The 25,428-nt window shown below is 73.4% G+C and carries 25 protein-coding genes; 20 read left to right on the plus strand and 5 right to left on the minus strand.

Annotated features, from left to right (window positions below; all coding sequences use genetic code 11):
• Positions 1-84: 84 nt before the first annotated feature.
• The 3 genes from leuC to SERN_RS09410 all read left to right on the plus strand — a co-directional run bounded on the left by leuC (position 85) and on the right by SERN_RS09410 (position 2,719).
• Positions 85-1,566: a 3-isopropylmalate dehydratase large subunit gene (leuC, locus tag SERN_RS09400; protein ID WP_135849899.1), complete on the plus strand. Its 1,482-nt coding sequence runs from the start codon at positions 85-87 to the stop codon at positions 1,564-1,566.
• A gap of 38 nt (positions 1,567-1,604) precedes the next feature.
• On the plus strand, positions 1,605-2,243 hold the full coding sequence (leuD, locus tag SERN_RS09405; RefSeq protein WP_135849900.1) for a 3-isopropylmalate dehydratase small subunit: 639 nt from the start codon (positions 1,605-1,607) through the stop codon (positions 2,241-2,243).
• 77 nt (positions 2,244-2,320) lie between these two features.
• On the plus strand, positions 2,321-2,719 hold the full coding sequence (locus SERN_RS09410; RefSeq protein ID WP_135849901.1) for an SGNH/GDSL hydrolase family protein: 399 nt from the start codon (positions 2,321-2,323) through the stop codon (positions 2,717-2,719).
• Positions 2,720-2,743: 24 nt separating this feature from the next.
• Here SERN_RS09410 and SERN_RS09415 read toward each other — a convergent pair whose 3' ends face one another.
• A complete protein-coding gene (locus SERN_RS09415; protein WP_233251594.1) occupies positions 2,744-3,211 on the minus strand; it encodes a MarR family winged helix-turn-helix transcriptional regulator in 468 nt (155 codons plus the stop codon).
• A 156-nt stretch (positions 3,212-3,367) separates the two neighbouring features.
• On the opposite strand from SERN_RS09415, the gene SERN_RS09420 reads away from it, so the two are divergent.
• The 14 genes from SERN_RS09420 (at position 3,368) to SERN_RS09485 (ending at position 18,175) form a co-directional block, all read left to right on the plus strand.
• The gene (locus tag SERN_RS09420; protein WP_135849902.1) at positions 3,368-4,261 is read left to right on the plus strand and encodes an SDR family oxidoreductase; all 894 of its coding nucleotides are present in this window, start codon (positions 3,368-3,370) and stop codon (positions 4,259-4,261) included.
• Positions 4,262-4,386: 125 nt separating this feature from the next.
• A complete protein-coding gene (locus tag SERN_RS09425; RefSeq protein ID WP_135849903.1) occupies positions 4,387-6,411 on the plus strand; it encodes an MMPL family transporter in 2,025 nt (674 codons plus the stop codon).
• A gap of 82 nt (positions 6,412-6,493) precedes the next feature.
• Positions 6,494-8,161 (plus strand): TIGR04028 family ABC transporter substrate-binding protein, encoded by a 1,668-nt coding sequence (locus SERN_RS09430; protein WP_135849904.1) that lies wholly within the window; start codon positions 6,494-6,496, stop codon positions 8,159-8,161.
• Positions 8,158-9,093, plus strand: a complete 936-nt coding sequence (locus SERN_RS09435) for an ABC transporter permease (RefSeq protein WP_199241578.1) — start codon at positions 8,158-8,160, stop codon at positions 9,091-9,093. Before SERN_RS09430 ends, SERN_RS09435 begins: the two co-directional genes overlap by 4 nt.
• 17 nt (positions 9,094-9,110) lie before the next feature.
• Positions 9,111-9,998 (plus strand): ABC transporter permease, encoded by an 888-nt coding sequence (locus SERN_RS09440; protein ID WP_135849905.1) that lies wholly within the window; start codon positions 9,111-9,113, stop codon positions 9,996-9,998.
• Positions 9,995-11,644 carry a dipeptide ABC transporter ATP-binding protein gene (locus SERN_RS09445; RefSeq protein WP_135849906.1) on the plus strand — a complete coding sequence of 550 codons (1,650 nt, stop codon included), beginning with the start codon at positions 9,995-9,997 and terminating at the stop codon, positions 11,642-11,644. Before SERN_RS09440 ends, SERN_RS09445 begins: the two co-directional genes overlap by 4 nt.
• Positions 11,641-12,666 (plus strand): putative FMN-dependent luciferase-like monooxygenase, encoded by a 1,026-nt coding sequence (locus SERN_RS09450; RefSeq protein ID WP_135849907.1) that lies wholly within the window; start codon positions 11,641-11,643, stop codon positions 12,664-12,666. Before SERN_RS09445 ends, SERN_RS09450 begins: the two co-directional genes overlap by 4 nt.
• A complete protein-coding gene (locus tag SERN_RS09455; protein WP_135849908.1) occupies positions 12,663-13,340 on the plus strand; it encodes a CMD domain protein in 678 nt (225 codons plus the stop codon). Before SERN_RS09450 ends, SERN_RS09455 begins: the two co-directional genes overlap by 4 nt.
• The gene (locus tag SERN_RS09460) at positions 13,337-13,969 is read left to right on the plus strand and encodes an alkylhydroperoxidase domain protein (RefSeq protein WP_135849909.1); all 633 of its coding nucleotides are present in this window, start codon (positions 13,337-13,339) and stop codon (positions 13,967-13,969) included. The genes SERN_RS09455 and SERN_RS09460 overlap by 4 nt, the downstream gene beginning before the upstream one ends.
• 57 nt (positions 13,970-14,026) lie before the next feature.
• Positions 14,027-15,268: a sensor histidine kinase gene (locus tag SERN_RS09465; RefSeq protein WP_135849910.1), complete on the plus strand. Its 1,242-nt coding sequence runs from the start codon at positions 14,027-14,029 to the stop codon at positions 15,266-15,268.
• The gene (locus tag SERN_RS09470; protein ID WP_135849911.1) at positions 15,265-15,870 is read left to right on the plus strand and encodes a response regulator transcription factor; all 606 of its coding nucleotides are present in this window, start codon (positions 15,265-15,267) and stop codon (positions 15,868-15,870) included. Before SERN_RS09465 ends, SERN_RS09470 begins: the two co-directional genes overlap by 4 nt.
• 23 nt (positions 15,871-15,893) lie before the next feature.
• The gene (locus tag SERN_RS09475; RefSeq protein ID WP_135849912.1) at positions 15,894-16,604 is read left to right on the plus strand and encodes a lysophospholipid acyltransferase family protein; all 711 of its coding nucleotides are present in this window, start codon (positions 15,894-15,896) and stop codon (positions 16,602-16,604) included.
• Between the two features lie 2 nt (positions 16,605-16,606).
• Positions 16,607-17,602 carry an NAD(P)H-dependent glycerol-3-phosphate dehydrogenase gene (locus SERN_RS09480; protein WP_135849913.1) on the plus strand — a complete coding sequence of 332 codons (996 nt, stop codon included), beginning with the start codon at positions 16,607-16,609 and terminating at the stop codon, positions 17,600-17,602.
• Positions 17,603-17,605: 3 nt separating this feature from the next.
• Positions 17,606-18,175 (plus strand): NUDIX domain-containing protein, encoded by a 570-nt coding sequence (locus SERN_RS09485; protein ID WP_233251595.1) that lies wholly within the window; start codon positions 17,606-17,608, stop codon positions 18,173-18,175.
• A gap of 12 nt (positions 18,176-18,187) precedes the next feature.
• Here the strand turns inward: SERN_RS09485 and SERN_RS09490 are convergent, their stop codons facing one another.
• On the minus strand, positions 18,188-19,360 hold the full coding sequence (locus tag SERN_RS09490; protein WP_135849914.1) for a trans-sulfuration enzyme family protein: 1,173 nt from the start codon (positions 19,358-19,360) through the stop codon (positions 18,188-18,190).
• A 61-nt stretch (positions 19,361-19,421) separates the two neighbouring features.
• Between SERN_RS09490 and SERN_RS09495 the strand changes: the two genes are divergently transcribed.
• Positions 19,422-20,543 carry a D-alanine--D-alanine ligase family protein gene (locus tag SERN_RS09495; protein WP_135849915.1) on the plus strand — a complete coding sequence of 374 codons (1,122 nt, stop codon included), beginning with the start codon at positions 19,422-19,424 and terminating at the stop codon, positions 20,541-20,543.
• 106 nt (positions 20,544-20,649) lie between these two features.
• Here the strand turns inward: SERN_RS09495 and SERN_RS15330 are convergent, their stop codons facing one another.
• Both SERN_RS15330 and SERN_RS09500 read right to left on the minus strand, forming a co-directional pair.
• Positions 20,650-20,817, minus strand: coding sequence for a hypothetical protein (locus tag SERN_RS15330; RefSeq protein WP_158292628.1), 168 nt, complete (start codon positions 20,815-20,817; stop codon positions 20,650-20,652).
• 206 nt (positions 20,818-21,023) lie between these two features.
• Positions 21,024-21,560 carry a DUF3515 family protein gene (locus SERN_RS09500; RefSeq protein WP_135849916.1) on the minus strand — a complete coding sequence of 179 codons (537 nt, stop codon included), beginning with the start codon at positions 21,558-21,560 and terminating at the stop codon, positions 21,024-21,026.
• A 77-nt stretch (positions 21,561-21,637) separates the two neighbouring features.
• On the opposite strand from SERN_RS09500, the gene SERN_RS09505 reads away from it, so the two are divergent.
• Positions 21,638-22,627, plus strand: coding sequence for a thiamine-phosphate kinase (locus tag SERN_RS09505; protein WP_233251596.1), 990 nt, complete (start codon positions 21,638-21,640; stop codon positions 22,625-22,627).
• Positions 22,628-22,716: 89 nt separating this feature from the next.
• Here SERN_RS09505 and rpmB read toward each other — a convergent pair whose 3' ends face one another.
• Complete coding sequence (gene rpmB, locus SERN_RS09510; protein ID WP_109227787.1) at positions 22,717-22,908, minus strand: 50S ribosomal protein L28; 192 nt, start codon at positions 22,906-22,908, stop codon at positions 22,717-22,719.
• A 177-nt stretch (positions 22,909-23,085) separates the two neighbouring features.
• On the opposite strand from rpmB, the gene SERN_RS09515 reads away from it, so the two are divergent.
• A complete protein-coding gene (locus tag SERN_RS09515) occupies positions 23,086-25,419 on the plus strand; it encodes an ATP-dependent DNA helicase RecG (protein WP_233251597.1) in 2,334 nt (777 codons plus the stop codon).
• The last annotated feature ends 9 nt before the right edge of the window (positions 25,420-25,428 follow it).

Below are 25,428 nucleotides of genomic sequence, written 5' to 3' on the forward strand. Positions count from 1 at the left end.
GAGTTGCAGCACAATCGATCCGTCGGTTCCGGGCTGGACGGCACGATCTGCACGTCCGGCGCAACGTGATGAAGGTGAGCGGGTATGGGCAAGACCCTGGCTGAGAAGGTGTGGGAGGCGCACATCGTGCGCAAGGGCGAGAACGGTGCGCCCGATCTCCTCTACATCGACCTGCACCTGTGCCACGAGGTCACCAGCCCCCAGGCCTTCGAGGGCCTGCGGCTGGCGGGACGCCCCGTGCGCCGCCCCGACCTCACGATGGCCACCGAGGACCACAACACCCCGACGCTGGACATCGATCTGCCGATCGCGGACCTCACGAGCCGCACGCAGATCCAGACGCTCCGCAACAACGCGGAGGAGTTCGGTGTCCGCATCCACTCGCTCGGCGACGCCGATCAGGGGATCGTGCACCAGGTCGGTCCGCAGCTCGGTCTGACGATGCCCGGCATGACGGTCGTGTGCGGCGACTCCCACACCTCCACGCACGGCGCGTTCGGCGGCCTGGCGTTCGGCATCGGCACGAGCGAGGTCGAGCACGTGCTCGCCACCCAGACGCTCCCGCTGCAGCCGTTCAAGACCATGGCGATCAACGTCGTCGGTGATCTGCCCCCCGGCTCCACGAGCAAGGACATCATCCTGGCGATCATCGCCAAGATCGGGACGGGCGGCGGCGCCGGCTACGTCCTGGAGTACCGCGGCGCGGCCATCGAGAAGCTCTCGATGGAGGCCCGCATGACGATCTGCAACATGTCGATCGAGGCGGGCGCCCGCGCCGGGATGATCGCTCCCGACCAGACCACGTTCGACTACGTCGAGGGCCGTCCGCACGCGCCGCAGGGCGAGGACTGGGACGCCGCGGTCGAGTACTGGAGGACGCTGCACACCGACGACGACGCCGTCTTCGACGTCGAGGTCGAGCTGCGCGCCGGCGACCTGGAGCCCTTCATCACGTGGGGCACCAACCCCGGCCAGGGGCTCCCGATCAGCGCCTCGATCCCCGTGCCGGAGACCATCGCCGACGAGAACGAGCGCGTCGCCGCCGAGCGCGCGATCGAGTACATGGGCCTGGTCCCCGGCCAGCCGCTGCGCGAGATCAAGGTCGACACGGTCTTCATGGGCTCGTGCACGAACGGCCGCATCGAGGACCTCCGCTCGATCGCCAAGGTGATCCAGGGCAAGCACAAGCACGACGACGTCCGCGTGCTCGTCGTGCCCGCCTCGGCGCGCGTGCGCCTCCAGGCCGAGGCCGAGGGCCTGGACCAGATCTTCCTCGACTTCGGCGCGGAGTGGCGCAACGCCGGCTGCTCCATGTGCCTGGGCATGAACCCCGACCAGCTCGCGCCGGGGGAGCGTTCGGCCTCCACCTCCAACCGCAACTTCGAGGGCCGCCAGGGCAAGGGCGGTCGCACGCACCTCGTCTCGCCCCTCGTGGCGGCGGCGACGGCGATCCGCGGCACGCTCTCCTCCCTGAGCGACCTCGACCTGCCGGTCGGCACCGACCTGACCACCTTCGACGGCACGCCCCTGGCGCCGCTGGACCCGAACGTCCTCGTTCAGGTCTGACGGACAGGGACTGACGGCAACGAGGAGAGGGACACCCCATGGACAAGTTCACGACCCACACCGGCATCGGAGTCCCGCTGCGACGCGGCAACGTCGACACCGACCAGATCATCCCCGCCGTCTACCTCAAGCGCGTCACGCGCACGGGGTTCGAGGACGCGCTCTTCGCCGCCTGGCGCGGCGACCCGTCGTTCATCCTGAACCAGGACGCCTACAAGGCCGGCAGCGTCCTCGTGGCAGGCCCGGACTTCGGCACCGGCTCCTCGCGCGAGCACGCGGTCTGGGCGCTGAAGGACTACGGCTTCAAGGTCGTCCTCGCCTCCCGGTTCGCGGACATCTTCCGCGGCAACTCCGGCAAGCAGGGCCTCGTGGCCGGCCTGGTGGAGCAGGAGGACGTCGAGCTGCTGTGGAAGCTGCTCGAGGCGACCCCCGGCCTGGAGGTGACGGTCGACCTGGTCAACCGCACGGTGACCGCCGGCGAGGCGACCGTGCCCTTCCAGATCGACGACTACACGCGCTGGCGCCTGATCGAGGGCCTGGACGACATCGGCCTCACGCTGCAGCACGAGGCGGAGATCACCGCGTTCGAGGCGACGCGCGAGGCGTGGCGCCCGAAGACCCTCCCTGCCCGCACGCTGCCGAAGATCGACATCGAGGCGGCTCGCAGCTCGTCCTGACGCAGATCCGCGGTGCGGAGTCCTAGGGTCGGGCACCGCACGCGGTTCGCACGGCACCACCCCAGGACGGTCCCGAGATGACGACGACGCTCGGTCGGGTGTCCTCCTCCCCGCCGAGGAGGTCGAGGCCCCCGGGGCCGTCCGCCCCGCGAGCGTCCGCCGCCCGGTGGGTGCGCGGGCTGCGGGCGCCCGGGTCCGGGCGAGCTCGGCTCCTCGCCCTCGGGGCGACGACGGCGGTGCTCGCCCCCGAGCTGGGTGCGCTCGGCGTGGGGGTCGACGCCGTGACGTCGCGGCAGTTCTGCAACGAGCTGCTCGCGCGGGTCGCGGGGGAGTACCCGCACGCGCGGCTCGTGGACTGGTCGAGCGCGGCCGCCGCCCACCCGGAGTGGCTCTACGGCGACCTCATCCACCCGCGCGAGGGCGCGGAAGCGGCGGCGATGACGGACCTGCTCTGGACGGCGATTCAACCGGGCTGACGACGCCCTGCCGGAGACCGAGCGTCAGGACGCGGCCTCGGCCGCCGTGATGGCGCCCCTCAGAAAGCGCACGACGACGACGCGCTCCTCCTCCGTCAGCGACGCGTCCACCTCGGCGATCGACCGGAACATCGCACCGAGGTGCGAGACGACCTCGCGCCGTGCCGAGTCGGTCAGGACCACCTCGGTGCGACGACGGTCGCGCCCGTGAGGGCGTCTCTCGACGTGCCCCTTGGCCTCCAGCCGATCGACGATGCCCGTGGAGGCCGCCGTCGAGACGTCGAGGAGGCGGGCGATCTCGGCGGGACCGATCGGACGGCGCGAGAGGTGCTCGAGCGCCTGGACCTCGGTCTCGGACAGGCCCGTGGCGCTGGCGAGGTGTGCGCGGACGCCGGACTCCAGGCCCATCACCTCGCGCAGGAGCGTGAGCGACTCGGTCTGCTTCCAGGCGCCCCGCGCTGCGAGGTCGGCGACGTCGGACAACTCATTCACCTACTTAGTTACTCACCGGTCTGACCATCGTAGACCGCGTCCCGCCCGACGCCGTTCGTGACTGCGCGAGCGACGACGCCTACCGTCGAAGGAGGCGGGGATCCTCGTGGTTCCCGGCCCCTCGAGCCGACACCGAACGAACGGAAGGACACGCCGATGCGTACCCAGTACACGTTCATCGACCCCACCACCCTCTACGCCGACATCTCCTCCCACCCCGACGACCAGGCCGAGCCCGGTCTCGACGCCGTCCTGAACGACCGGGCCGACCTCGGCGAGAAGACCTACACCGGCACAGGGCGGCTGAAGGGTCGCAAGGCGCTCGTCACCGGCGCGGACTCGGGCATCGGTGCCGCCACCGTCATCGCGTTCGCCCGCGAGGGCGCCGACGTCGCCCTGGCCTACCTGCCGCAGGAGCAGGTCGACGCCGATCGCATCGCCGCCATCGCGCGGGAGGCCGGCGTCACCGTCGCGCTGCTGCCGGGCGACCTGACCGACAAGGCCTACGCCAAGGGGCTGCCGGACAGCGCCGTGGCCGAGCTCGGTGGCCTCGACATCCTCGTGAACAACGCGGGCAAGCAGATCTACCACGAGGACCTCGAGACGCTTCCCGACGAGCAGTTCGAGGAGACCTTCACGGTCAACGTCCACGCGATGTTCTGGGTGACCAAGGCCGCCCTGAAGCACCTCCCGGCGGGTTCGGCGATCATCAACACGACCTCGATCCAGGCGTACTCCCCGTCGGACATCCTCGTGGACTACGCCTCGACCAAGGCGACGATCAACGCGTTCACCAAGGCGCTGGCGCAGCAGCTCGCACCCCAGGGCATCCGCGTGAACGCCGTCGCCCCCGGCCCGATCTGGACGCCGCTGCAGGTGACCGACGGCCAGCCGCCGGAGAAGATCTCCGAGTTCGGTCAGAGCACGCCGCTCGGCCGGATGGGTCAGCCCGCCGAGCTCGCACCCGCGTACGTCTTCCTCGCCTCGGCGGAGTCGAGCTACGTGATCGGCGAGACGCTGAACGTCAACGGCGGGATGCCGACGCCCTGACGTCGTCCGGAGGGGATGCCGCCGGGCTGGACCTGACGCGGCCGGGTCGTCGTATAGTTCAGTTGCTTAGCAACTAACGAAGCGATCGATCTGGCCGCGCGTCGGCCGCCCCGGAAGGACGTCCCATGTCGAAGCCCCTCGCCGAGCGTCGAGCCCTCATCTGGTTCCTCGCCCTGGTCCCGCTGATCCTCGGGGCCCTGATGATCGCCGTCGTCGGCGGGGGAGAGCGGGACCGCCTCCCGACCGACCAGCTGCCCGCGGGGTACGACTCCACGCTCGGCACCGCGCTGGCGCAGAACCTCCCGGACGACTCCGGCTCGACCGCCGTCATCGTCTTCAGCGCCGACACGCTCACCCCCGACCAGCTCGGCGGCATCGGCACGCTGCTGTCCGACCTCACCGGGGCGGACCCGGTGCTGGTCCCGTCGGAGGACGGCACGGCGGCCCTCGGCATCGTGCCGCTCGAGGCGACGAGCGCGAGCGCGGTGGCCGACGCCGTCGTCGACCTGCGCAGCGAGCTCGCCGCGGGTGTGCCCGACGGCGTGACAGCGCAGGTGACGGGCCCCGCGGGCATCGAGGCCGACCTCGCCTCGGTGTTCGACGGTGCGAACTTCCGGCTGCTCGCCGTCACCGCCCTGGTCGTGGCCGTGCTCCTGATCGTCACCTACCGCAGCCCGATCCTGTGGATCGTCCCGCTCGCCGTCGTCGGCATCGCCGACCAGACGGCTGCCGCCGTCGCGACCCGCGTGCTCGCCTCCGTCGACATCGCGTGGAACGAGTCCACCACCGGCATCCTGTCCGTCCTCGTCTTCGGTGCCGGGACGAACTACGCGCTGCTGCTCATCTCGCGCTACCGCGACGAGCTGCGCACGACCGAGAACCGGTTCGCCGCGATGGAGCACGCCGTGCGCCGCACGCTCGAACCGGTGCTCTGCTCGGCCGGCACCGTCGTCGTCGGCCTCCTGACGCTCCTGCTCTCATTGGTCCCGACCACCCGCGGGCTCGGTCTCGCGTGCGCCGTCGGCATCGCGGTGGCCGCGTTCTTCGTGCTGGTCTGCCTGCCCGCGTGCCTGGTCCTGTTCGGGCGGTGGATCTTCTGGCCGAAGGCGCCGAGGGTCGGCGACCCGCTCGCGAGCGAGACGCGCTCGGTCTGGCGCCGCATCGGCGACGGCGTGGCGCGCCGCCCGGTCGTGGTGGGCTCGAGCGTCGTCGTGGTGCTCGCGCTCCTGGCCGTCGGGACCACGCAGCTGCGCCTCGGCCTCGACACGGCCGAGCAGTTCCTCACCAAGCCCGAGGCGATCTCCGCCGCTGAGCGCATCTCCGAGTCCTTCCCTGCCGGCACCTCCAACCCCACGCTGGTGACCACGCGCGCCGACGCCGCGCAGGTGACGAGCGCGATCGAGGGGGTCGACGGCGTCGCCTCGGTCAGTCCCGCCGGCTCCGGCGACGGCGTCACGCAGCTCCAGGTGGTGCTCGACGCCGCCGAGGGCAGCGCCGCGGCCGACGACGCGATCCTCGCGCTGCGGGGTTCGCTCGACGGCCTCGAGGACACCTACGTCGGGGGACCGGAGGCGCAGCGCCTCGACGCCACCGACGCCGCCGCCCGCGACCGCGGCCTGATCATCCCGCTCATCCTGGCGCTCGTGCTCGTCGCGCTCGCGGCCCTGCTGCGCGCCGTCGTCGCCCCGGTGCTCCTCGTGGCGACGGTGGTCGGCACCTACGGCGCCGCGCTCGGCCTGTCGTGGTGGATCTTCACGGGGCCGCTGGGCTTCTCGGCGCTCGACGAGGGCGTCCCGCTGCTGGCGTTCCTGTTCCTGGTGGCGCTCGGCGTGGACTACAACATCTTCCTGGTCACCCGGGCGCGCGAGGAGAGCCTGACGCACGGGCCTCGCGAGGGCATGCTGCGCGCGCTCGGCGCGACGGGCGGGGTGATTACGAGCGCCGGCATCCTGCTCGCCGCGGTGTTCGCAGTGCTCGGCGTGCTGCCGCTGGTGGTGCTGGCGCAGCTCGGTGTGATCGTCTGCATCGGCGTGCTGCTGGACACCCTCGTGGTGCGCACGATGCTCGTGCCCTCGCTCGCGCTGGTGCTGGGAGAGAGGTTCTGGTGGCCGCGGCGTCTCACCGTGCAGGCGAAATCTTCCGCCATCTGAGACGAATCGGGGTGCGCGGCAACCGCATCGAGATCGCTCCTAGCCTCGGGACCACCGACGTACCGAACCGAGGAGCCCTTCGATGTCACGCACCCCCTCCGGCCGCCGCCTGGCCGGTCTCACCGCGGTGGTCTCCGCCACGGCGCTGCTCGCGGCCTGCGGGTCCGGCGGCGACGCCGGTGGCTCCGGCACCTCCGACGGTTCGGCGTCCGGCACGGAAGCGGCCGCCGGCGAGCCGATCGAGGGTGGCGAGCTGCTGTACCTGGAGTACCAGCCCTACACCACGCTCTACCCGCCGCAGTCCGGGTTCTACCCCAACGGCGCGCTGATCGCGAACATCACGGACCGGCTGGTCTACCAGGACCCCGAGACGCTCGAGTTCTCGCCCTGGATCGCCACGGACTGGACCGTGAACGCCGACGCCACGGAGTACACGTTCAACCTGCGCGACGGCGTGACGTTCTCCGACGGTTCGCCGCTGGACGCCGAGGTCGTCGCGAAGAACTTCGACGCCTACGGCCTGGGCGACGCCGAGGCCGGCTTCCCGGTGTCGGAGCAGATCAACAACTACGTCAGCAGCGAGGTCGTCGACGCCGACACGGTGACGTTCCGCTTCTCCGCCCCCTCGCCCGGCTTCCTGCAGGCGACGTCGGCCAACGGCGCCGGTCTGCTCTCGTCCGACACGCTGGACGGCGACCTGGACGCCTACGCGCCGGGCAACGGCACGGGCGTGGTCGGCTCCGGCCCGTTCGTCATCGCCGAGGAGACCGTCGGCACCGAGATCCTGCTCGAGGCCCGCGACGACTACGACTGGGCCCCGGCCGAGTCCGAGCACCAGGGACGCGCCTACCTCGACGGCGTCCGGTTCTCCGTGACGCCCGAGGACAGCGTCCGCATCGGCGCCCTCACCTCCGGCCAGACGGACGTCATCCGCTACGTCCAGGCCTACGACGAGGCCCAGGTCGAGCAGGCCGGGCTGCAGCTGTTCGCCCCGCAGACCCAGGGCGTCAACAACAGCCTGTCGCTGCGCTTCACCAACGGGATCCTGGCCGACATCGACGTCCGCAAGGCGATCGTCGCCGGTGTGAACGCGCAGGAGGTCGTGGACACCGTCTTCACGCCCAACTACCCGGTCGCCACCGGAATCCTGTCCCACACCGCCCTCGGCTACGTCGACCACGAGGCCGAGCTCGCCTACGACCCCGACGAGGCGAACCGTCTGCTCGACGAGGCCGGCTGGACCCTCGGCTCCGACGGCATCCGCGAGAAGGACGGCCAGAAGCTGACCCTGGTGGCCAGCGAGGCCAAGCCGCAGCCCCTCTCGCGCGACACCCTCACGCTCGTGGCCCAGCAGCTCAAGGCGATCGGCGTCGATCTGCAGATCCTCGCGGCCGACTCCGGCACCTACGCCGAGGCCATCAAGGACCCTGACCAGGTGCAGCTCTACCACTCGATGGTCGGCCGCACGGACCTCGACGTGATCAAGAGCCAGTACGCCTCGACCAACCGCGACGCGAACCTGTCCGACGACGCCGAGCTGGACCGCCTGCTGGGGCTCGTCGCCTCGACGGCCGACCCGGCCGCCCGGCTGCAGGCCAGCGCCGACGCCCAGCAGTACCTGGTCGACCAGGCCTACGTCATTCCGCTGTTCGAGGAGCCGCAGGTCTACGGCGCGCAGGACTACGTCCAGGGCTTCGGCTGGGACACCGTGGCCCGCCCGGTGTTCTACAACACCTGGCTCGCGCAGTGACCTACGCCCTCGGCCGCGTCGCCTCCGCCGCGGGGGTGCTGCTGGCGGCCTTCACCGTCGCGTTCCTCCTGCTGCAGGCGCTCCCCGGCGACGCCGTGATGATCCGCTTCGAGAACCCCGAGCTGGGGCTGTCGGCGGAGCAGATCGCGAGCGTCAGGGAGAGCTACGGCGCGGACGTGGGGCTCCTGGCGCAGTACTGGCACTCCCTGTCCGGATTCCTCGGAGGCGACCTCGGCTTCTCGGTCGCCTCCGGGGCCCCGGTCCGGACCCTCCTGGGCTCCGCGATCCCCTCCACCCTGCTGCTCGCCGGGCTCGGGTTCGTGGTCGCGGCGCTGCTGGCCGCGGCGCTCGCGTTCGGCGCGATCCTCAGCCCCTCCGGGTGGCTGGCGAACGTGCTCCGATCGCTGCCCTCGCTGTTCGTCTCGGTCCCGGTGTTCTGGCTCGGGATCGTCCTGATCCAGATCTTCAGCTTCCGCCTCGGCCTGATCTCCGTGATCCGGCCGGGGCCGCTGGAGGCGCTGATCCTGCCCGTCCTCACCCTCGCCGTCCCGATCAGCGCGCCCATGGCGCAGGTGCTCGTGCGGGCGATCGACGACGTGCAGGCGCAGCCGTTCATCACCGTCGTGCGCTCCAAGGGCGCGGGAGAGGCGTGGATCCTCCTGCGCAACGTGCTGCGGAACGCCGCGCTGCCGGCCCTGACCATCGCGGGCGTGCTGCTCGGCGAGCTCATCGGCGGCGCCGTCGTGACCGAGACGGTCTTCGCCCGCTTCGGCGTCGGCCGCCTCACGGCGGACGCGCTGGACGCCCAGGACATCCCCGTCCTGCAGGGCATCGTCGTGCTCGCCGCCCTCGCCTTCGTCGTGGTCAACCTCCTGGTCGACCTCGTCGCCCCCCTCATCGACCCGCGCCTGAAGCGCCGGGTCCACGCCTAGCAGACCGAGGTAGAAGGATGACTCTCGAGCTCCAGCGCACCGCGCTGCTGCCCGCCGACGGCGCCGCCCCGCAGGCGCCGGCGCCTCGTCGCCGTCGCCGACGCGGACCCCGCGTCACCGTCCTGCTCGCGGTCGCCGTCCTGGTCCTGGTCGTCGCGTGGGCCGTGCTGCCGCAGCTGTTCACGTCGCACGACCCGCTCGCCGGCGTCCCGGCCGACGCCCTCCAGGGTCCGAGCGCCGCGCACTGGTTCGGCACCGACCCCACGGGCCGCGACCTGTTCAGCCGCGTCGTCCACGGCGCCCGCTACTCGCTCACGGGCGGCGTCGTCGCCGTGGCGGTCGGGCTCGTCGCCGGGACGGCGATCGGTGTGATCGCCGGTTCGATCGGCACGATCGTGGACGAGATCCTCATGCGCGTGGTCGACGTCCTGCTCTCGATCCCCGGTCTGCTGCTCAGCCTGTCGGTCATCATCCTGCTCGGGTTCGGCACGACGAACGCGGCCATCGCCGTCGGCGTCACCTCGGTCGCGGCGTTCGCGCGGCTGTCCCGCTCCGAGGTCGTGCGCGTGCGCCGGTCGGACTACGTCGAGGCCGCGTTCGGCAGCGGCGGCCGGTGGGGCAGCGTCCTGCTGCGCCACGTGCTGCCCAACTCCCTGACCCCGGTGCTCGCGCTCGCCGCGCTCCAGTTCGGCACCGCGATCCTGGCGATCTCCACGCTCGGGTTCCTGGGCTACGGCGCCCCGCCACCCACGCCGGAGTGGGGTCTGCTGATCTCCGAGGGGCGCAGCCACCTCGCCACCTCGTGGTGGTTGACCACGCTGCCGGGGGTGGTGGTGGTCCTCGTCGTCCTGTCGGCCAACCGCCTGTCCGGCGCCATCTCGCAGGCTCGGACGGCCCGGTCGTGAGCGCGCAGCAGACCCCGTCACCCGCGCCGGTGCTGGACGTCCGCGGTCTGTCCGTCGGCTACGGCGGCGGTCGGGGCGGCACGACCCAGGTCACCCACGAGATCTCCTTCTCCGTCGCCCCGGGCGAGATCCTCGCCCTCGTGGGCGAGTCCGGCTCCGGCAAGACGACGACGGCGCAGGCCGCCATCAACCTGCTGCCCCAGGGCGGCCAGGTGCTCGCCGGCTCGATCGCGCTCGACGGCGAGGACGTCACCGACGCCTCCGCGTCCCGCTGGCGCTCGCTCCGCGGCCGCCGGGTCGGGCTCGTGCCGCAGGACCCCGGCGGGTCGCTCGACCCGACCAAGCGCATCGGGGACTCGATCGCCGAGGCGTTCCGCATCCACCGGGCCGCCCCGCGCCGGATCCTCGCCGACCGCGTCGTGGAGCTGCTCGAGCGGGTCGGGCTCGACGACCCCGTCCGGCGCGCGAAGCAGTACCCGCACGAGCTCTCGGGCGGCATGAAGCAGCGGGTCCTGATCGCCGGCGCCATCGCGCTCGGTCCGGGGCTCCTCATCGCGGACGAGCCGACCTCGGCGCTCGACGTCACGGTCCAGCGCCGCATCATGGAGCTGCTCGACGACCTGCGCCGCGAGTCCGGCACGGGCATCCTGCTGGTCACGCACGATCTCGCCCTTGCAGGCGAGGCCGCCGATCGCGTGCTCGTGCTGCAGGGCGGCCGGGTGCAGGAGGAGGGCACGAGCGAGGTGGTCCTGGGCAACCCGACGGCGGAGTACACGCGCCGTCTGCTGGCCGACGCCCCGACGCTCGCGACCCCCGTGCACCGCGTGGCCCGCACCGAGGCGGACCGGGCGCCCGACGAGGCCCCGGTGCTGGCGGTGTCCGACCTGACGGTCGAGTTCGGCGGTGGCTTCCTGACGCGCACCCCGGTCTTCCGGGCGGTCGACGGCGTCAGCTTCGCCATCCCGCGCGGCACCACGCACGCGCTGGTGGGGGAGTCGGGCTCGGGCAAGACGACCACGGCCCGCGCGGTCGCCGCGTTCCAGGGCGCCGCCTCGGGATCGGTGACGCTGCTGGGGCAGGACGTGCTCGCGCTGCGGGGCCCCGCCCGCCGTGCGTTGCGCCGCCAGGTGCAGCTCGTCTACCAGAACCCGTTCGGCTCGCTCGACCCGCGCCAGACCATCCTCGAGTCGGTGCTCGAACCGCTGACGAACTTCGGTCTCGAGGCCTCGCCGGGCGCGCGTCGCGAGCACGCCGTGGCCGCCCTCGAGCGCGTCTCGCTCCCGGCCGCGCTGCACCGGCGCCGGCCTCGCGAGCTGTCCGGCGGTCAGCGCCAGCGCGTCGCGATCGCGCGCGCCATCGTGCTGCACCCCGAGCTGCTCATCCTCGACGAGGCCACGAGCGCACTCGACGTCACCGTGCAGGCGGAGATCCTCCGCCTGCTGGACGACCTGCAGCGCGAGCGCGGCATGACCTACCTCGTGATCAGCCACGACCTCGCGGTGGTGCGGCAGATCGCCGACACCGTCACGGTCCTGCGTCGCGGTCGTACCGTGGAGCAGGGCACGACGGCGGAGATCTTCGCCTCGCCGCAGCAGGACTACACCCGCGACCTCATCGCATCCATCCCTGGAGGAGTTCACCCATGACCGCGCGGCTCGGCGTCTTCACACGCCTGCTCGACGAGACCTCACCCGGCGAGCGCTACCGGAACGCGACCGACCAGATCGTCGCGGCGGAGCGGCTCGGCTACCACTCGGCGTGGGTGGCGCAGCACCACTTCCACGCGCTCGAGGGCGGGCTGCCCGCGCCGGCGGTCTTCCTGGCCTCGGTGGCGGCGCTGACGCGCGACATCCGGCTCGGGTTCGGCGTCATCACCCTCCCGCTGGAGCACCCGCTGCGCGTCGCGGAGGACCTCGCGGTCCTCGACGAGATCTCGCGCGGTCGCGTCGAGGTCGGGTTCGGGACCGGTGGCACGCCGTCGTCCTTCCGGGCCTTCGGCTTCGACGCCGCCGACCGCCGTCAGATCTACGCCGACCACCTCGCGGTCGTCACGGACGCCTGGGCCGGCCGCGACCTCGCCGACCCCGAGAACCAGCTCTACCCGCCGGCTCCGACGCTCGCCGACCGGCGCTGGGAGGCGACGTTCTCCGCCGACGGCGCCGCGCGCATCGGCGCAGGCGGTTCCGGCCTCATGCTCTCCCGCAGCCAGCCGCGCCCCGAGTCGACGCCGGACGCCGAGATCTGGGAGCTGCAGGAGGCCGTCGTGGACGCCTACCTCGAGAACCTGCCCGACGGCGTCGCGCCCCGGATCGCGGCGTCCCGCTCGGTGTTCGTGGCCGACGACGAGACCACGTGGCGCCGCGAGGCCGAGCGCGGTCTGCGCGTCGTGGCCAACCGCGGGTCGCTGTGGGGGCTCGACCCCGACGACCCCGTCGAGAAGCTGATCTCGCGCTCCAACTCGGTCGTCGGGACGAGCGAGCAGGTGGCCGAGCAGCTCACGCGCGACACGATCCTGCCGCGCGCCACCGACCTGCTGGTCCAGGTGCACTCGATCGACCCCGTCCACGAGCTGGTGCTGCGCTCGCACGAGCTGCTCGCCCGCGAGGTCGTCCCGGCGCTCGGTGGCCTCGTCGAGCTCACCACGCCCCACCTGGAGGTCGCCCGATGACCGCGGCGACGTCCGCGCCGAACGCCTCGGGCACCACCCTGCACGCCCTTGCCGCACCCGACCTCGTCGACGCGCTGCTGGGCGTGCGCGAGGGCGACGCGATCGACGTCGTGCGCCGCTCCCGTCCCGCCGCGCGCGAGCACACCCAGGCGACGCTCGTCGCGCTGCTCGACCCGGTCGACGACGGCGCGTTTGCCGTGGCCGACCGGCTCGCGGTCGCCACCTTCGTCGTCGCGCTGCACGGCGGCTCGCCTTTGCACGCCGTCTACGAGGCGGACCTGTCGCCCTCGACGCGCGCGCTCGTCGCGACGCTCGCGGCGCAGGCCGGGCGTCCGGGCCCGTACGGCGTCTTCCGCGAGCCCGGTCTTGCGGGGGAGTCTGTCGAGGGTGAGCGCTGGATCGCGCCGACGGCCGAGGTCGGCGAGCGGCTCGCCACCGCCCTCACGCACGCCGCCCTGCTCGTGCTCCGTCCGCGCGAGTCCCAGCCGGAGGCGCTGCGGGCGCTGCTGGACGCGGGCTGGACCCGCGAGGGCGTGGTGACGCTGTCGCAGCTCGTCGCGTTCCTGACGTACCAGGTGCGGATCGTCGCCGGCCTGACCGTGCTCGCGCACTCGCAGCAGGCGCGGCAGACGAACCAGCAGCAGTCCGAGAACTCCCCGGGGGTCCCCGCATGACGTCTCTGCACGAGCACCTGATCGCCCACCCCGACCTGGATCGCCCGGAGCACTTCACCCGCGCGAACCTCGACTGGGTGCCGTGGCTCGAGCCGCCGACCGTCGAGGAGCTGACCGAGGCGCAGTACGAGGGACTCGTCGAGCGCAAGCGGGACTCCAGCCCGTACTTCCGACTGCTGGCGCTCGACCCCGCGGTGCTCGCCGCGCGGACGAAGGCCGACATCGACATCTTCCACACGTCCTCGCGCGACGGCGACGGGCTGCCCCGTCCGGAGCGCGAGCTCGCCGCCGCCGTCGCCTCCCGCGTGAACGGCTGCGTGTTCTGCGCCAGCGTGCACGCGCGGTTCGCCGCGACGCTCTCCCGGCGTCCCGACGACGTGGACCTCCTGCTCGAGCGCGGTGCGGACGTCGCGGCCGAGCAGCTGGACGAGCGCTGGTCGGCGATCGTCGAGGCCGCCCAGGCCCTGACGGTGACGCCGCCCCGGTTCGCGGCCACCCACGTCGACCGCCTGCGTGCGGCGGGCCTGAGCGACGAGGCGATCGGCGACCTCATCTCCTCCGCCGGTTTCTTCTCGTGGGCCAACCGCCTCATGCTGTCGCTCGGCGAACCGGAGAACCCGCCCGCCTGATCCGCGGGTGACATCTGTCAGCACCCCCGGCGTCCGGGTGGTGACAGGGTGGAGGGCATGAACGGCAGGAGCGTGCGCGGCGTCGAGGGGTACACCCGCTGGTCGCTGATCTCGCTCGCGGTCGGCGAACCGGTCCTGCTCTGGCTCCTCCTGCACACCCTCCACGACGGCGGGTCCGCCCTCGCCGGTCCCGGGGTCGCCGTGCTCGCTGTCCTGGTGCTCGCGCACACGGCGGCGTGCATCCACGCGATGATCGCCGCCCTGCGTCGCGTCGACCCCGACCGCGGGCGACGGGGCCTCCTCCCGCTGGCGGCCACGACCGCGGCGGTGCTCGTCGCCGTCGTGGTGGTGCTCCCGCTGGACGGACCGGCCGAACCCGTCCTCGCCTCCATCCCGCGAGCCTCGGCGGTCGCGGTGATCGGGCTGGCAACGATCGGTGCGCTGTCGGCGCGGTGGCCGATGCGGATCCTGGCGGCGCTCACGGTGGTGGTGCTGGCGCTCGTCACGCTCACGCAGCTCGGCAGCCGGATCGGCGGCATCATCTACCTGCTGCCCGCCTACGCGCTCGTGCTGGTCTCGATGATCGCCAGCTTCAGGCTCACGGTCTGGCTGCTCGAGGTGGTGCGCGAGCTCGAGGTGAGCCGGGAGTCGCACGCGAGCCTCGCCGTCGCCGAGGAGCGTCTGCGGATCGCGCGCGACATCCACGACGTCGTCGGGCGCGGGCTGTCGGTCGTGGCCGTGAAGAGCGAGCTCGCCGCCACGCTCGCCAGCCGCGGGGACGAGCGCGCCGAGCGCGAGATGCGGGAGGTGCGCCAGGTCGCGCAGGACTCGCTCGAGCAGGTGCGCACGCTGGTCAGCGGCTACCGCGCCACCGACCTGGGGACCGAGCTGGCCGGGGCGCGCGCCGTCCTGGACGCCACCGGGATCCGCGTCACCGTGACGGGCAGCGCCGACGGCGCGAGCCCCGCCGCGCAGGACGCGCTGGGCGCCGTCGTGCGCGAGGCCGTCACGAACGTGGTGCGACACGCGCGCGCGACCTGGTGCACGCTCGAGCTCGGCGCTCCCGGCGGCCGAGGAGCTCCCGGCGTGGAGGACGGCGAGTGGTGCCTCGTCGTGGCCAACGACGGCTCGCGGGGCGACGGCGCGGGACCGGGGACCGGCGTGGACGCCGTCGTCCCGGGCAACGGCCTGCGGGGCCTCGCCGAGCGCCTGACACCCCTCGGCGGCACCCTGACCACCACCCGCTCCGACGGCGTCTTCACCCTGACGGCGTCCGTCCCCTCGAGGGAGACCGCATGATCCGACTGCTCATCGCCGACGACGAGGCGCTGATCCGGGACGCCGTCGCCACGCTGCTCGACCTCGAGGACGACCTCGAGGTCGTCGGTCGCGCCGGCTCGGGCACCGAGGCGATCGCGCTGGCGCCGCGCGTGCGCCCCGACGTCGCCGTCCTGGACCTGCAGATGCCGGGTGCCGACGGGATCGAGGTCGCGCAGGAGCTGGCCACCTCGGTGCCGGGCTGCGGCGTCGTCATCGTGACCTCCCACGGCCGGCCCGGCTACCTCAAGCGCGCCTTCGCGAGCGGTGTCCGGGCGTTCCTGCCCAAGACCGCCTCGGCCAGCGTGCTGGCCACCGCCATCCGGCAGGTGCACGACGGCGGCCGCTACGTCGACCCCGTGCTCGCGGCCGAGGCCATCGCGTCGGGCGACTCGCCGCTCACCGCGCGCGAGGCCGACGTGCTCGAGCTCGCCGCCGCCGGCGCCCCGGTCGAGGAGATCGCCCGGCGCGCCCACCTCGCCAGCGGAACGGTGCGCAACTACCTGTCCTCCGCCGTCGCCAAGCTCGGGGTCGCGAACCGGCACGAGGCCGCCCGCCTGGCGCGCGCCAAGGGCTGGCTGTAGCGACCCCGCTAGGATCGGCGACCGTGACCACGACGCGCAGGTACTCCGCCAGCTACCGCTTCTTCGCGGCGGTGATCAAGCCGATCCTGTTCGTCATCTCCCGCAGGGAGTGGCGCGGGACCGAGCACCTGCACCGCAGCGAGGGCTTCATCGCGGCCGCCAACCACGTCACCGAGCTCGACGCCATCACCACGGCGCACGTCCTGTACGACAACGCCGCGCCGCCGCGGATCATGGCCAAGGTCGAGCTGTTCCGGGTGCCGGTCCTCGGCGCGCTGCTGCGCTCGTCCGGGCAGATCCCCGTGCACCGCAACAGCCGCAACGCGGCCGACTCCCTCGCCGCCGCCCAGGAGGCACTGGCTGCGGGGGAGTGCGTGATGATCTTCCCCGAGGGCACCCTGACTCTCGATCCCGAGGAGTGGCCGATGGTCGCGCGCACGGGGGTCGCACGCCTCGCGCTCAGCACCGGGGCACCCGTGATCCCGCTCGCGCAGTGGGGTGCGAGCGCGATCCTGCCCCGCAAGTCGTTCCTGCTGCGACCGTTCCCGCGCAAGACCGTGCACGCGCTGGTCGGACCCCCGGTCGACCTCGCCGACCTGCAGGGCAGGCTCGACTCGGCCTCGCTGGTGGAGGCGACGGCGCGCATCATGGCCGCCATCACCGCCCAGGTCGCGCAGCTGCGGGGCGAGGATCCGCCCGCCGAACCGTTCGACCGGCGCCGGGCGGGGGTGTAGCGGTGCGCTGCGCCGTCCTGGGGTCCGGGAGCTGGGGCACGACCTTCGCGCAGGTGCTCGCCGATGCGGGCAACGACGTCGTCGTCTGGGCGAAGTCCGCCGCCACGGCCGAGGCGATCACGACCGACCACGTCAACCCGACCTACCTCCCCGGGGTCGCGCTGGCCCCGAGCATCACCGCCACGACCCACCTGCGCGAGGTGCTCGCGGGCGCCGAGGTCGTCGTCGTCGCGCTGCCGTCGCAGATCGTGCGCGAGGTGCTGACGCCCTACCGGGACGCGGTGCCCGCCGAGGCCGTCGTGGTCAGTCTGATGAAGGGCGTCGAGCTCGGGACGGACGAGCGGATGAGCCAGGTGCTCGCCGGGATCTGGGACCTGGCGCCGGACCGGGTGGCCGTGGTCTCCGGACCCAATCTGGCGGGCGAGATCGCGCGCCGCCAGCCGACCACCACGGTCGTGGCGTGCGAGGACGAGCACGTCGCCCACCGGGTCGCGCAGGCGTGCTCGACGCCCTACTTCCGCACGTTCACCACCACCGACGTCATCGGCGTCGAGATCGGGGGCGCGGTCAAGAACGTCATCGCGCTCGCGGTCGGGATCGCCCAGGGGCTCGGCTACGGCGACAACACGATGGCCTCGATCATGACGCGCGGGCTGTCCGAGGCTGCGCGCATCGGAGCGGCCGTCGGTGCGCAGCCCGCGACGTTCGCGGGGCTCGCCGGCATGGGCGACCTCATCGCGACCTGCTCCTCGCCGCTCTCGCGCAACCACCGGCTGGGCTCGCTGCTCGGTCAGGGGATGTCGCTCGAGGGCGCCATCGAGGAGATCGGGTCGACGGCGGAGGGCGCGAAGTCGTGCCGCTCGATCCTCGACCTCGCGGACCAGCACGGTGTGACGACGTCGATCATCGCGGCCGTGGTCGCGGTGCTGTACGACGGGGCGTCCGTGCCGGAGACCGTCGCGGGGCTCGTGGACCGACCGCCCCGGCCGGAGGACTGAGCGGTGGCGGCTCCCGGCTCACCCCGCGCCGCCGACGCCGCGGCGACCCTGCGCGACTGGCGGCCCGCCGACCCCGACCAGGAGGGCCTGCGCGCGGAGTACCTCGCGTTCGTCGACGCCCGCGGTGAGGACGCGCTGCGCCGGGCGGGTGGGCCGGAGCATCTCACCGCCTCGACGTTCATCCTCTCGACCGACCTGACGCACGTGCTGCTCGCGCTCCACCGCAAGGCTCGCGCGTGGCTGCAGGTGGGCGGCCACGTCGAGGACGACGACGCGGGGCTCGCCGCGGCGGCTCGGCGCGAGGCGCTCGAGGAGAGCGGGCTGGCGGACGTGACGCTGTGGCGCGAGCTGCCGGTCGAGCTGGACAGGCACGCGCTGGGGGAGCGGTTCGCGTGCCGCGCGCACTGGGACGTCGGCTTCGTGGCGCTCGCGGGACGCGACGAGGCCATCGCCGTCAGCGACGAGAGCGACGACGTCGCGTGGTGGCCGCTGGACGCGCTCCCCGCCGACACCCCGCCCGACCTGCCGATCCGGCTCGCGCGAGCCGTGGCGGCGGTGCGAGCGGGGCGCTGACCGCCCCGATCGCTAGGCCTGGGAAGCCCGCAGCGCCTGGTCCAGGTCGTCCCACAGGTCCTCGACGTCCTCGATGCCGACGCTCACGCGCAGCAGGTCCTCCGGCACGGTCGGGGCCTCGTTGGGCCAGCGACGGCGGCGCTCCACCATCGACTCGACGCCGCCGAGCGAGGTCGCGGGCAGCCACAGGTGCACGCCCCCGGTCAGGCGCGCCGCGGCCGCCGCGCCGCCGCGCACGCGGAGGGTGAGGATCGAGCCGTAGCCGTCCATCTGGTTCGTGGCGAGCTCGTGCTGCGGGTGGTCGGGCAGGCCCGGGTAGGCCACGGCGAGCACGGCCGGGTGGTCCTGGAGGCGGCGGGCCAGCTCGTGCGCGTTGGCCTGGGCGCGCTCGACCCGGAGCGCGAGGGTGCGCAGCCCGCGCAGCGCGAGCCACGCCTCGAACGGTCCCGCGACGCCGCCGGCCGTGGTGCGGCGCTGCCGGACGCGGGCGAGCAGGTTCTCGTCGCGCGTCACCACGGCGCCCAGGATGACGTCGGAGTGCCCGGCGAGGTACTTCGTGACGGAGTGCACCACGACGTCGGCGCCCAGCTCGAGCGGTCGCTGCAGCAGCGGCGTCGCGAACGTGTTGTCGACGACGACGATCGCGCCGACCTCGTGCGCCGCCGCCGAGATCGCGGCGACGTCGGCGATCTCGAGCATCGGGTTGGTCGGGGTCTCGAGCCAGACGAGCGCGGCGGGGCCGGTGTCGGCGGCACCGAGATCCGCGCCGTCACCCCGGATCGCGGCCCGCACCGCGGCGGTGTCGGCGATGTCCACGAGACGCGGGCGCACGCCGGAGCGCTCCGCCTGGTGCCGGAGCGCGACGAGCGACTCGTGGTAGGCGTGGCGGGGAGCGACGACGGCGCCGCCCACCGGGGTCAGGTCCAGCGCCGCCGAGATCGCGGCCATCCCCGAGGCGAACAGCAGGCCGGGGCGGCCGGCGTTCTCGAGCTGCCCCAGCGCCTCCTCCAGGGGCTCCCAGGACTCCGTGCCGATGCGGGCGTAGACGAGCTCGCCCGGTCCTGGCTGCTCGTGGCCGACGTAGGTGCTGGACATGACGATGGGGGAGTTGACGGGGGCGCCGGGCGTGCGCACGGGGCGCCCCGCCTCGACGACCACCGTGGCGGGGCGGAGGCGTCGCTTCATGGCCCCGACCCTACGCGCGGCGGTCCCCGGGAGCCTCCTTCGCGCCGCGTAGTCTCGCCGGGTGACCAGGACTCGAGTGGCGATCATCTTCGGCGGCCGCAGCAGCGAGCACGCCATCTCGTGCGCGACGGCGGCGGGGGTGCTGACGGCGATCGACCGCGACCGCTTCGACGTCGTCCCGATCGGGATCGCCCGCGACGGCTCCTGGCTGCTGCTCCCCGACGACCCCGCCCCGCTGCGGCTCGACGGCACGCGGCTCCCCGAGATCGTCGCGGCCGAGCACCCCGCCGTCGTGCTGCCGTTCGGTGCCGAGCGCGGTCGCGTGATCGTGGCGCCCGCCACCGAGGCCGCTCGCGTGCTGGAGGGTGTCGACGTCGTGCTGCCGCTGCTGCACGGACCGTTCGGCGAGGACGGCACGCTGCAGGGCCTGCTGGAGCTGACGGACCTGCCCTACGTCGGCTCCGGCGTGCTGGCCTCGGCGGCCGGCATGGACAAGCACGTGATGAAGGTCCTGCTGGCGGGCGCCGGCGTGCCCGTCGGTCCGTACACGGTCATCCCGCGCACGTCGTGGGAGCGGGACAGGGCCGCGGCGCTGGACGCCGTCGCCGCCCTGTCGGACGTCGTGTTCGTGAAGCCGGCCCGCGCCGGGTCGAGCATGGGGATCACGCGCGTGGTCCGCAGCGCCGACGACGGCGACGCCGCCCTGGTCGCGGCGATCGAGGAGGCGCGGCGCCACGACCCCAAGGTGATCGTCGAGTCGGCGATCGACGGCCGCGAGATCGAGGTCGCGGTCCTCGGTGGTCGCGGGCTCGACGCGCCGCGGACGACGGCTCCCGGCGAGATCGTCGTCGGCGGGGACCACGCGTTCTACGACTTCGAGGCCAAGTACACGGGCACGGACACCACCTCGCTCGAGGTGCCGGCCAGCCTGGCGACGCACGTCGCCGACGCGGCCCGCGAGATGGCCGCGCAGGCCTTCGAGGCGCTGGGCTGCGAGGGCCTGGCGCGCGTGGACCTGTTCGCCACGGGCACCGGGCTGGTCGTGAACGAGGTCAACACGATGCCCGGCTTCACCCCGTTCTCGATGTTCCCGAGCCTCTGGGCCAACGAGGGCCTCGCCTACCCTGAGCTGATCACGGAGCTGATCGAGCTGGCGCTGGAGCGCCCCACCGGCCTGCGCTGAGGCGCGGCAGAGACAACGAGACGCGCCGCTGCTCCCGGGTGGGGAGCGGCGACGCGTCTCGGGTTCCTCGGCCGGGTCGCGGCCGAAGCGGTGGGTCGAGCCGGTGTCAGGCGGTGTGCGCGACGACGTCGCGCACCTCGTCGACGACCAGCGACCAGGTCTGGGTGTCCATCTCGACGCGGCGGGCACGGGCCACCGGCAGGTAGGCGGTGACGGCCTCGCGCACGAGCGCGATCGCCTCGTCGTGGACGTCGGGGATGGTGAGGGTGCTCATCGGTGTGTCTTTTCGTCGGGGTGCGCCTTGTGGGCTTTCCGATATCGATGTTACGTGCCGGAAACACGGCGCGGGAGGGTCGACGCGGGTGACGTCGGCCTCATCTCGCCCGGAATTGCAACGATCATGAGCATTCTCGGGAGAGCGCTTGGTCAACGTCCGGGGGGCACGTGACCTGCGCCCCCTCGACCGCTGCCGGCCGCCGCCTACAGGCCGATGCAGCGGCTCTCGGTGGTCGTGGTCCGGGAGACGGCGGCGCCGAGGTCGACGAGGATCGCGGTGGAGTCGGTTCCCGCGTACTCCACGGGCACGACCACCTCGATCGCCGGCGTGCGCCCGTAGGTGGTGAACATGAACCGGCCGCGCTCGGTGTCGGCGTCCTCGCCGGTGCCGACGACGTCGTCGTTCTCCGCGACCACCCAGTCGATCTCGGTGCCGTCCCCACCCGTCACCGCGATGCAGCGGTCGGTCGTGGGGTCGAGCGGTTCGACGCCGCAGCGCAGCGTGATCGCCGGGTCGCCCCAGGCGCGCGAGGCCTGCGACGTCGTCGGACGCTGGTCGGCGCCCCCGAGGACGCCGGGCGTCGCCTGGAGCACCCGGGCGCAGACGGGGTCCGACGCCGAGGGCGCCGGCGCCGTCGGGACGTCGCGCGCGCAGCCGGTCACGATCAGGAGCGCGAGCGCTGCCAGGACCGTGACGGCGGGGGTGGGGACGGGGCGACGGCGGGCGGGGGCGGCGAGCACGCCGCCCAACCTACGACACCTGCCTGGACGCCCGTGGCTGACCCGTCCGCCACCGGGCCCCGACCTAGGCTGATCCCGTGCCCGACCCTGACCGCGACCCCGCGCCCGAGACCGTGCCCGAGACCGTCGCCGACCTCTCCGAGACCGATCTGCTGGCGAGGTTCGTCCCGCGGCTGCCCCGCGGCCGCGCCACCGAGCTCGGACCCGGGGACGACGCCGCCGTCGTCGAGGTGCCCACGGGTCGCGTGGTCGTGACCGCGGACGTCCTGGTGGAGGACCGCCACTTCCGCCGTGCGTGGAGCACGGGGGAGGACGTCGGCCGTCGCGCGGCGGCGCAGAACCTCGCCGACGTGGCCGCGATGGGTGCACGCCCCACCGCCCTCGTCGTCACGCTCGTGATGCCCGCCGACCTCGAGGTCGCCTGGGTCGTCGGCCTCGCCGACGGTCTCGCCGCCGCCAGCGCGCCGCACGACGTCGGCGTCGTGGGGGGCGACCTGTCGTCGGGGGAGCGGATCGCGGTCAGCGTCACGGCCTTCGGCGAGCTCGACGGCGTCGCCCCCGTGACGCGGTCGGGTGCGCGCCCGGGCGACGTCGTGGCCGTCGCCGGCACGCTCGGACGCTCGGCCGCCGGCCTGGCGGTGCTCCTGGACGGGACGCTGGACGCGTCCGAGCACGACGTCGTCGGCACCTACCTGCGCCCCGACCCGCCCCTGACGGCCGGTCCGGAGGCCGCGCGCGCGGGCGCGACGGCGATGCTGGACGTCAGCGACGGGCTCGTGCGCGACGCCGGACGCATCGCCGTCGCGAGCGGGTGCGGCCTCGAGCTGAGCACGAGCCTGCTGGCGCCCGACGTCGAGGCGCTGACCGTCACCGCGGAGGAGCTCGGGCTCGACCCCGTGGACTGGGTGCTCACGGGTGGTGAGGACCACGGCCTCCTGGCGACGTTCCCGGCGGATCGGCCGCTGCCGCCGTCGTTCCGCCGGATCGGGGCCGTGGTGGCGGGCGCCGGCGTCCGCGTCGACGGCGTGACGCCCACCGCCGAGGGCTGGGACCACTTCCGCGCCTGAGACCTCCGACCACCGCCCCGGGGGTTCGTCCCGGGAACGACGAAGGCCGCCACCCCGGAGGGTGACGGCCTTCGTGAACGGCAGCTCGCTCAGAGAGCGCGCGTCACCTTCCCGGCCTTCAGGCAGGAGGTGCAGACGTTCAGACGGGTGGGCGTGCCGTTGATCACGGTGCGCACCTTCTGGATGTTCGGGTTCCAACGGCGCGAGGTCCGCACGTGCGAGTGCGAGACGCTCTTGCCGAAGCTCGGGTGCTTCGCGCACACGTCGCAGGTCGAAGCCACGGTCGTTCTCCTCGGTGTGGGCCGCCAGGAAGACAGGCGGCGAAACTTGACGGGCGTCGCGTACGGGGCAGGCCCAGCCGGAGTGCAGCGGGCAACCCGTCACAACGCAACCGAAGGAGCGTACCCCAGCCCTGTGGACCCGACCAACTCGTCGGTCCCTCACCGTAGGCTCGCGGCGTGCCAGACGAGCCGCCACCCCCGCCGATCCAGCTCCACCCGCACGCCGCGCGCCCCGGCGACGACGGCATCGTCCGCACCCCCGCGCTCGACCGCAGCCTCCGCCTGGCCACGAGCGAGGCGAAGAAGTTCGAGCGTCTCGGGCTCCGCACGGTCCGCGACCTGCTCGAGCACTACCCGCGGCGCGTGGCCGACCCCGGCACCCTGACCGACCTCGCGAGCCTGCGGATCGGCGACCACGTCATCCTCATCGTCGACATCGCCTCGTTCACCGCGCGCACGATGCGGGCGCGCCGCGGTTCGGTCGTGACGATCGAGGTGACCGACGGGCAGCGCCGCCTGCCCCTGGTCTACTTCGCGCCGCACCCCGGCCGCGTGGCCTACCTCGAGGCCCGGCTGCGCGTCGGGAAGCGCGTGACGGTCGACGGCGTGGTGAACACCAAGAACGGCGTGCTGCAGCTCACCCACCCGAAGATCGCCGACGTCGACAGCGACCTCAGCGAGGAGGAGATCGAGCGGCGCGCGACCTTCCCGCAGCTGCGCTACGGCCAGACCAAGGGCCTGGAGAGCGAGAAGATCTCCGCGCTCATCCGTTCGCAGCTCGCCTCGTTGAGCGACGCCGACCTGCCCGATCCCGTTCCCGCCGACGTCCGTCGCGAGCGGGGCCAGGTCGACCACGCGACCGCGCTGCGGACGGTGCACGAGCCCGAGACGATGGCCGGCTACCGCAGCGCGCAGGAGGCGCTGCGCTTCGAGGAGGCGTTCGTCCTGCAGGTCGCGATGGCGCGCCGCCGGGCCGAGGCCGCCGCGGTCCCCGCCACCGCCCGCCCGCCGCGCCCCGGCGGCATCGCGCAGGCGTTCGACGCCCGGCTCCCGTTCACGCTCACCCCCGGACAGGTGGAGGTCGGCACCACGATTGCGCAGGAGATCGCCGGGTCCGTGCCGATGCAGCGGCTCCTGCAGGGCGAGGTCGGCTCGGGCAAGACGGTCGTCGCGCTGCGCGCCATGCTCCAGGTCGTCGACGCCGGAGGTCAGGCCGCGCTCCTGGCCCCCACCGAGGTGCTCGCCGCGCAGCACGAGCGCTCGATCCGCGCGCTGCTGGGAGAGCTGGGGGAGGCCGGGATGCTCGGGGGCGCCGACGCCGCCACGCGCGTCGTGCTCCTCACCGGTTCGCAGACCGCGGCGCAGCGCCGTCGCGCGCTGGGAGAGGCTGCCGGGGGCAGCGCCGGCATCGTCATCGGCACGCACGCGCTCCTCCAGGAGCACGTCCAGTTCGCCGACCTCGGCCTCGTGGTGGTCGACGAGCAGCACCGCTTCGGCGTCGAGCAGCGGGACGCGCTGCGCGCCAAGGGCCGCGCCGCACCGCACCTGCTGGTCATGACGGCGACACCGATCCCGCGCACCGTGGCGATGACGATCTTCGGCGACCTCGAGGTCTCCACGCTGCGCGACGTGCCGATCGGGCGGGCCGAGGTCCTCACCCACCTCGTGCCAGCGGGCAATGCCGCCTGGGTCGCACGCGCCTGGGAGCGCGTGGCCGAGGAGGTGCGGCAGGGCCGCCGTGCGTTCGTGGTGTGCCCGCGGATCACGGCCACCCAGGCGGAGGCGGGGGAGTCGTTCGTGCCGCAGGACGCGCCCGGTCGTGACGAGCTCGGCGACGGCGTGCTGGATCTTGACGGCACGGGCGGCACCGGCGGCGACCCCGACCAGCCCCCGCGCGAGCTCGCGGCGGTCGAGGACGTCGTGGAGCTGCTGCGGGCCGAACCCGCCCTCGCGGGCATCGCGATCGGCGAGCTCCACGGCCGGCGCAGCAGCGAGGAGAAGGAGGCCGCGATGGCCGACCTCGCCTCGGGCGCGCTCGGCGTGCTCGTCGCGACGACCGTCATCGAGGTGGGCGTCGACGTGCCGCAGGCGAGCGTCATGGTGATCCTCGACGCCGACCGGTTCGGCCTGTCCCAGCTCCACCAGCTGCGGGGACGCATCGGGCGCGGCAGCCTGCCCGGCGTCTGCCTCGCCGTCAGCCCCGTGCCCGACGACTCCCCGGCGCACGAGCGCCTGACGGTGTTCGCGGGGACGCGCGACGGTTTCGTGCTGGCCGAGGCCGATCTGGGTCAGCGCCGCGAGGGCGACGTCCTCGGGGCCGCGCAGTCGGGCGGATCCTCCTCGCTCCGGCTGCTGCGCGTGGTGGCCGACGCCGCGGTGATCGAGGCGGCCCGCGGGGCGGCGCGCGCCGTCGTCGAGCGGGATCCGCAGCTGCGGGAGCACCCGGCGCTGGCCGAGGCCATCGCCCGCGCCCTCGACCCGGTGGCGCAGGAGTACCTCGAGCGGACCTGACCCGGACGT

The sequence above is a fragment of the Serinibacter arcticus genome, assembly GCF_004786095.1.
GTDB classification, from domain to species: Bacteria; Actinomycetota; Actinomycetes; order Actinomycetales; family Beutenbergiaceae; genus Litorihabitans; species Litorihabitans arcticus.

Bases quoted from the DNA above. Each gene is read 5' to 3' on its own strand.
- SERN_RS09410 (WP_135849901.1), top strand. From the start codon at position 2,321: ATGACGACGACGCTCGGTCGGGTGTCCTCCTCCCCGCCGAGGAGGTCG.
- SERN_RS15330 (WP_158292628.1), bottom strand. From the start codon at position 20,817: ATGAGCACCCTCACCATCCCCGACGTCCACGACGAGGCGATCGCGCTC.
- SERN_RS09470 (WP_135849911.1), top strand. From the start codon at position 15,265: ATGATCCGACTGCTCATCGCCGACGACGAGGCGCTGATCCGGGACGCC.
- leuC (WP_135849899.1), top strand. From the start codon at position 85: ATGGGCAAGACCCTGGCTGAGAAGGTGTGGGAGGCGCACATCGTGCGC.
- SERN_RS09460 (WP_135849909.1), top strand. From the start codon at position 13,337: ATGACGTCTCTGCACGAGCACCTGATCGCCCACCCCGACCTGGATCGC.
- SERN_RS09425 (WP_135849903.1), top strand. From the start codon at position 4,387: ATGTCGAAGCCCCTCGCCGAGCGTCGAGCCCTCATCTGGTTCCTCGCC.
- SERN_RS09440 (WP_135849905.1), top strand. From the start codon at position 9,111: ATGACTCTCGAGCTCCAGCGCACCGCGCTGCTGCCCGCCGACGGCGCC.
- SERN_RS09465 (WP_135849910.1), top strand. From the start codon at position 14,027: ATGAACGGCAGGAGCGTGCGCGGCGTCGAGGGGTACACCCGCTGGTCG.
- leuD (WP_135849900.1), top strand. From the start codon at position 1,605: ATGGACAAGTTCACGACCCACACCGGCATCGGAGTCCCGCTGCGACGC.
- SERN_RS09420 (WP_135849902.1), top strand. From the start codon at position 3,368: ATGCGTACCCAGTACACGTTCATCGACCCCACCACCCTCTACGCCGAC.
- SERN_RS09450 (WP_135849907.1), top strand. From the start codon at position 11,641: ATGACCGCGCGGCTCGGCGTCTTCACACGCCTGCTCGACGAGACCTCA.
- SERN_RS09430 (WP_135849904.1), top strand. From the start codon at position 6,494: ATGTCACGCACCCCCTCCGGCCGCCGCCTGGCCGGTCTCACCGCGGTG.
- SERN_RS09455 (WP_135849908.1), top strand. From the start codon at position 12,663: ATGACCGCGGCGACGTCCGCGCCGAACGCCTCGGGCACCACCCTGCAC.
- SERN_RS09490 (WP_135849914.1), bottom strand. From the start codon at position 19,360: ATGAAGCGACGCCTCCGCCCCGCCACGGTGGTCGTCGAGGCGGGGCGC.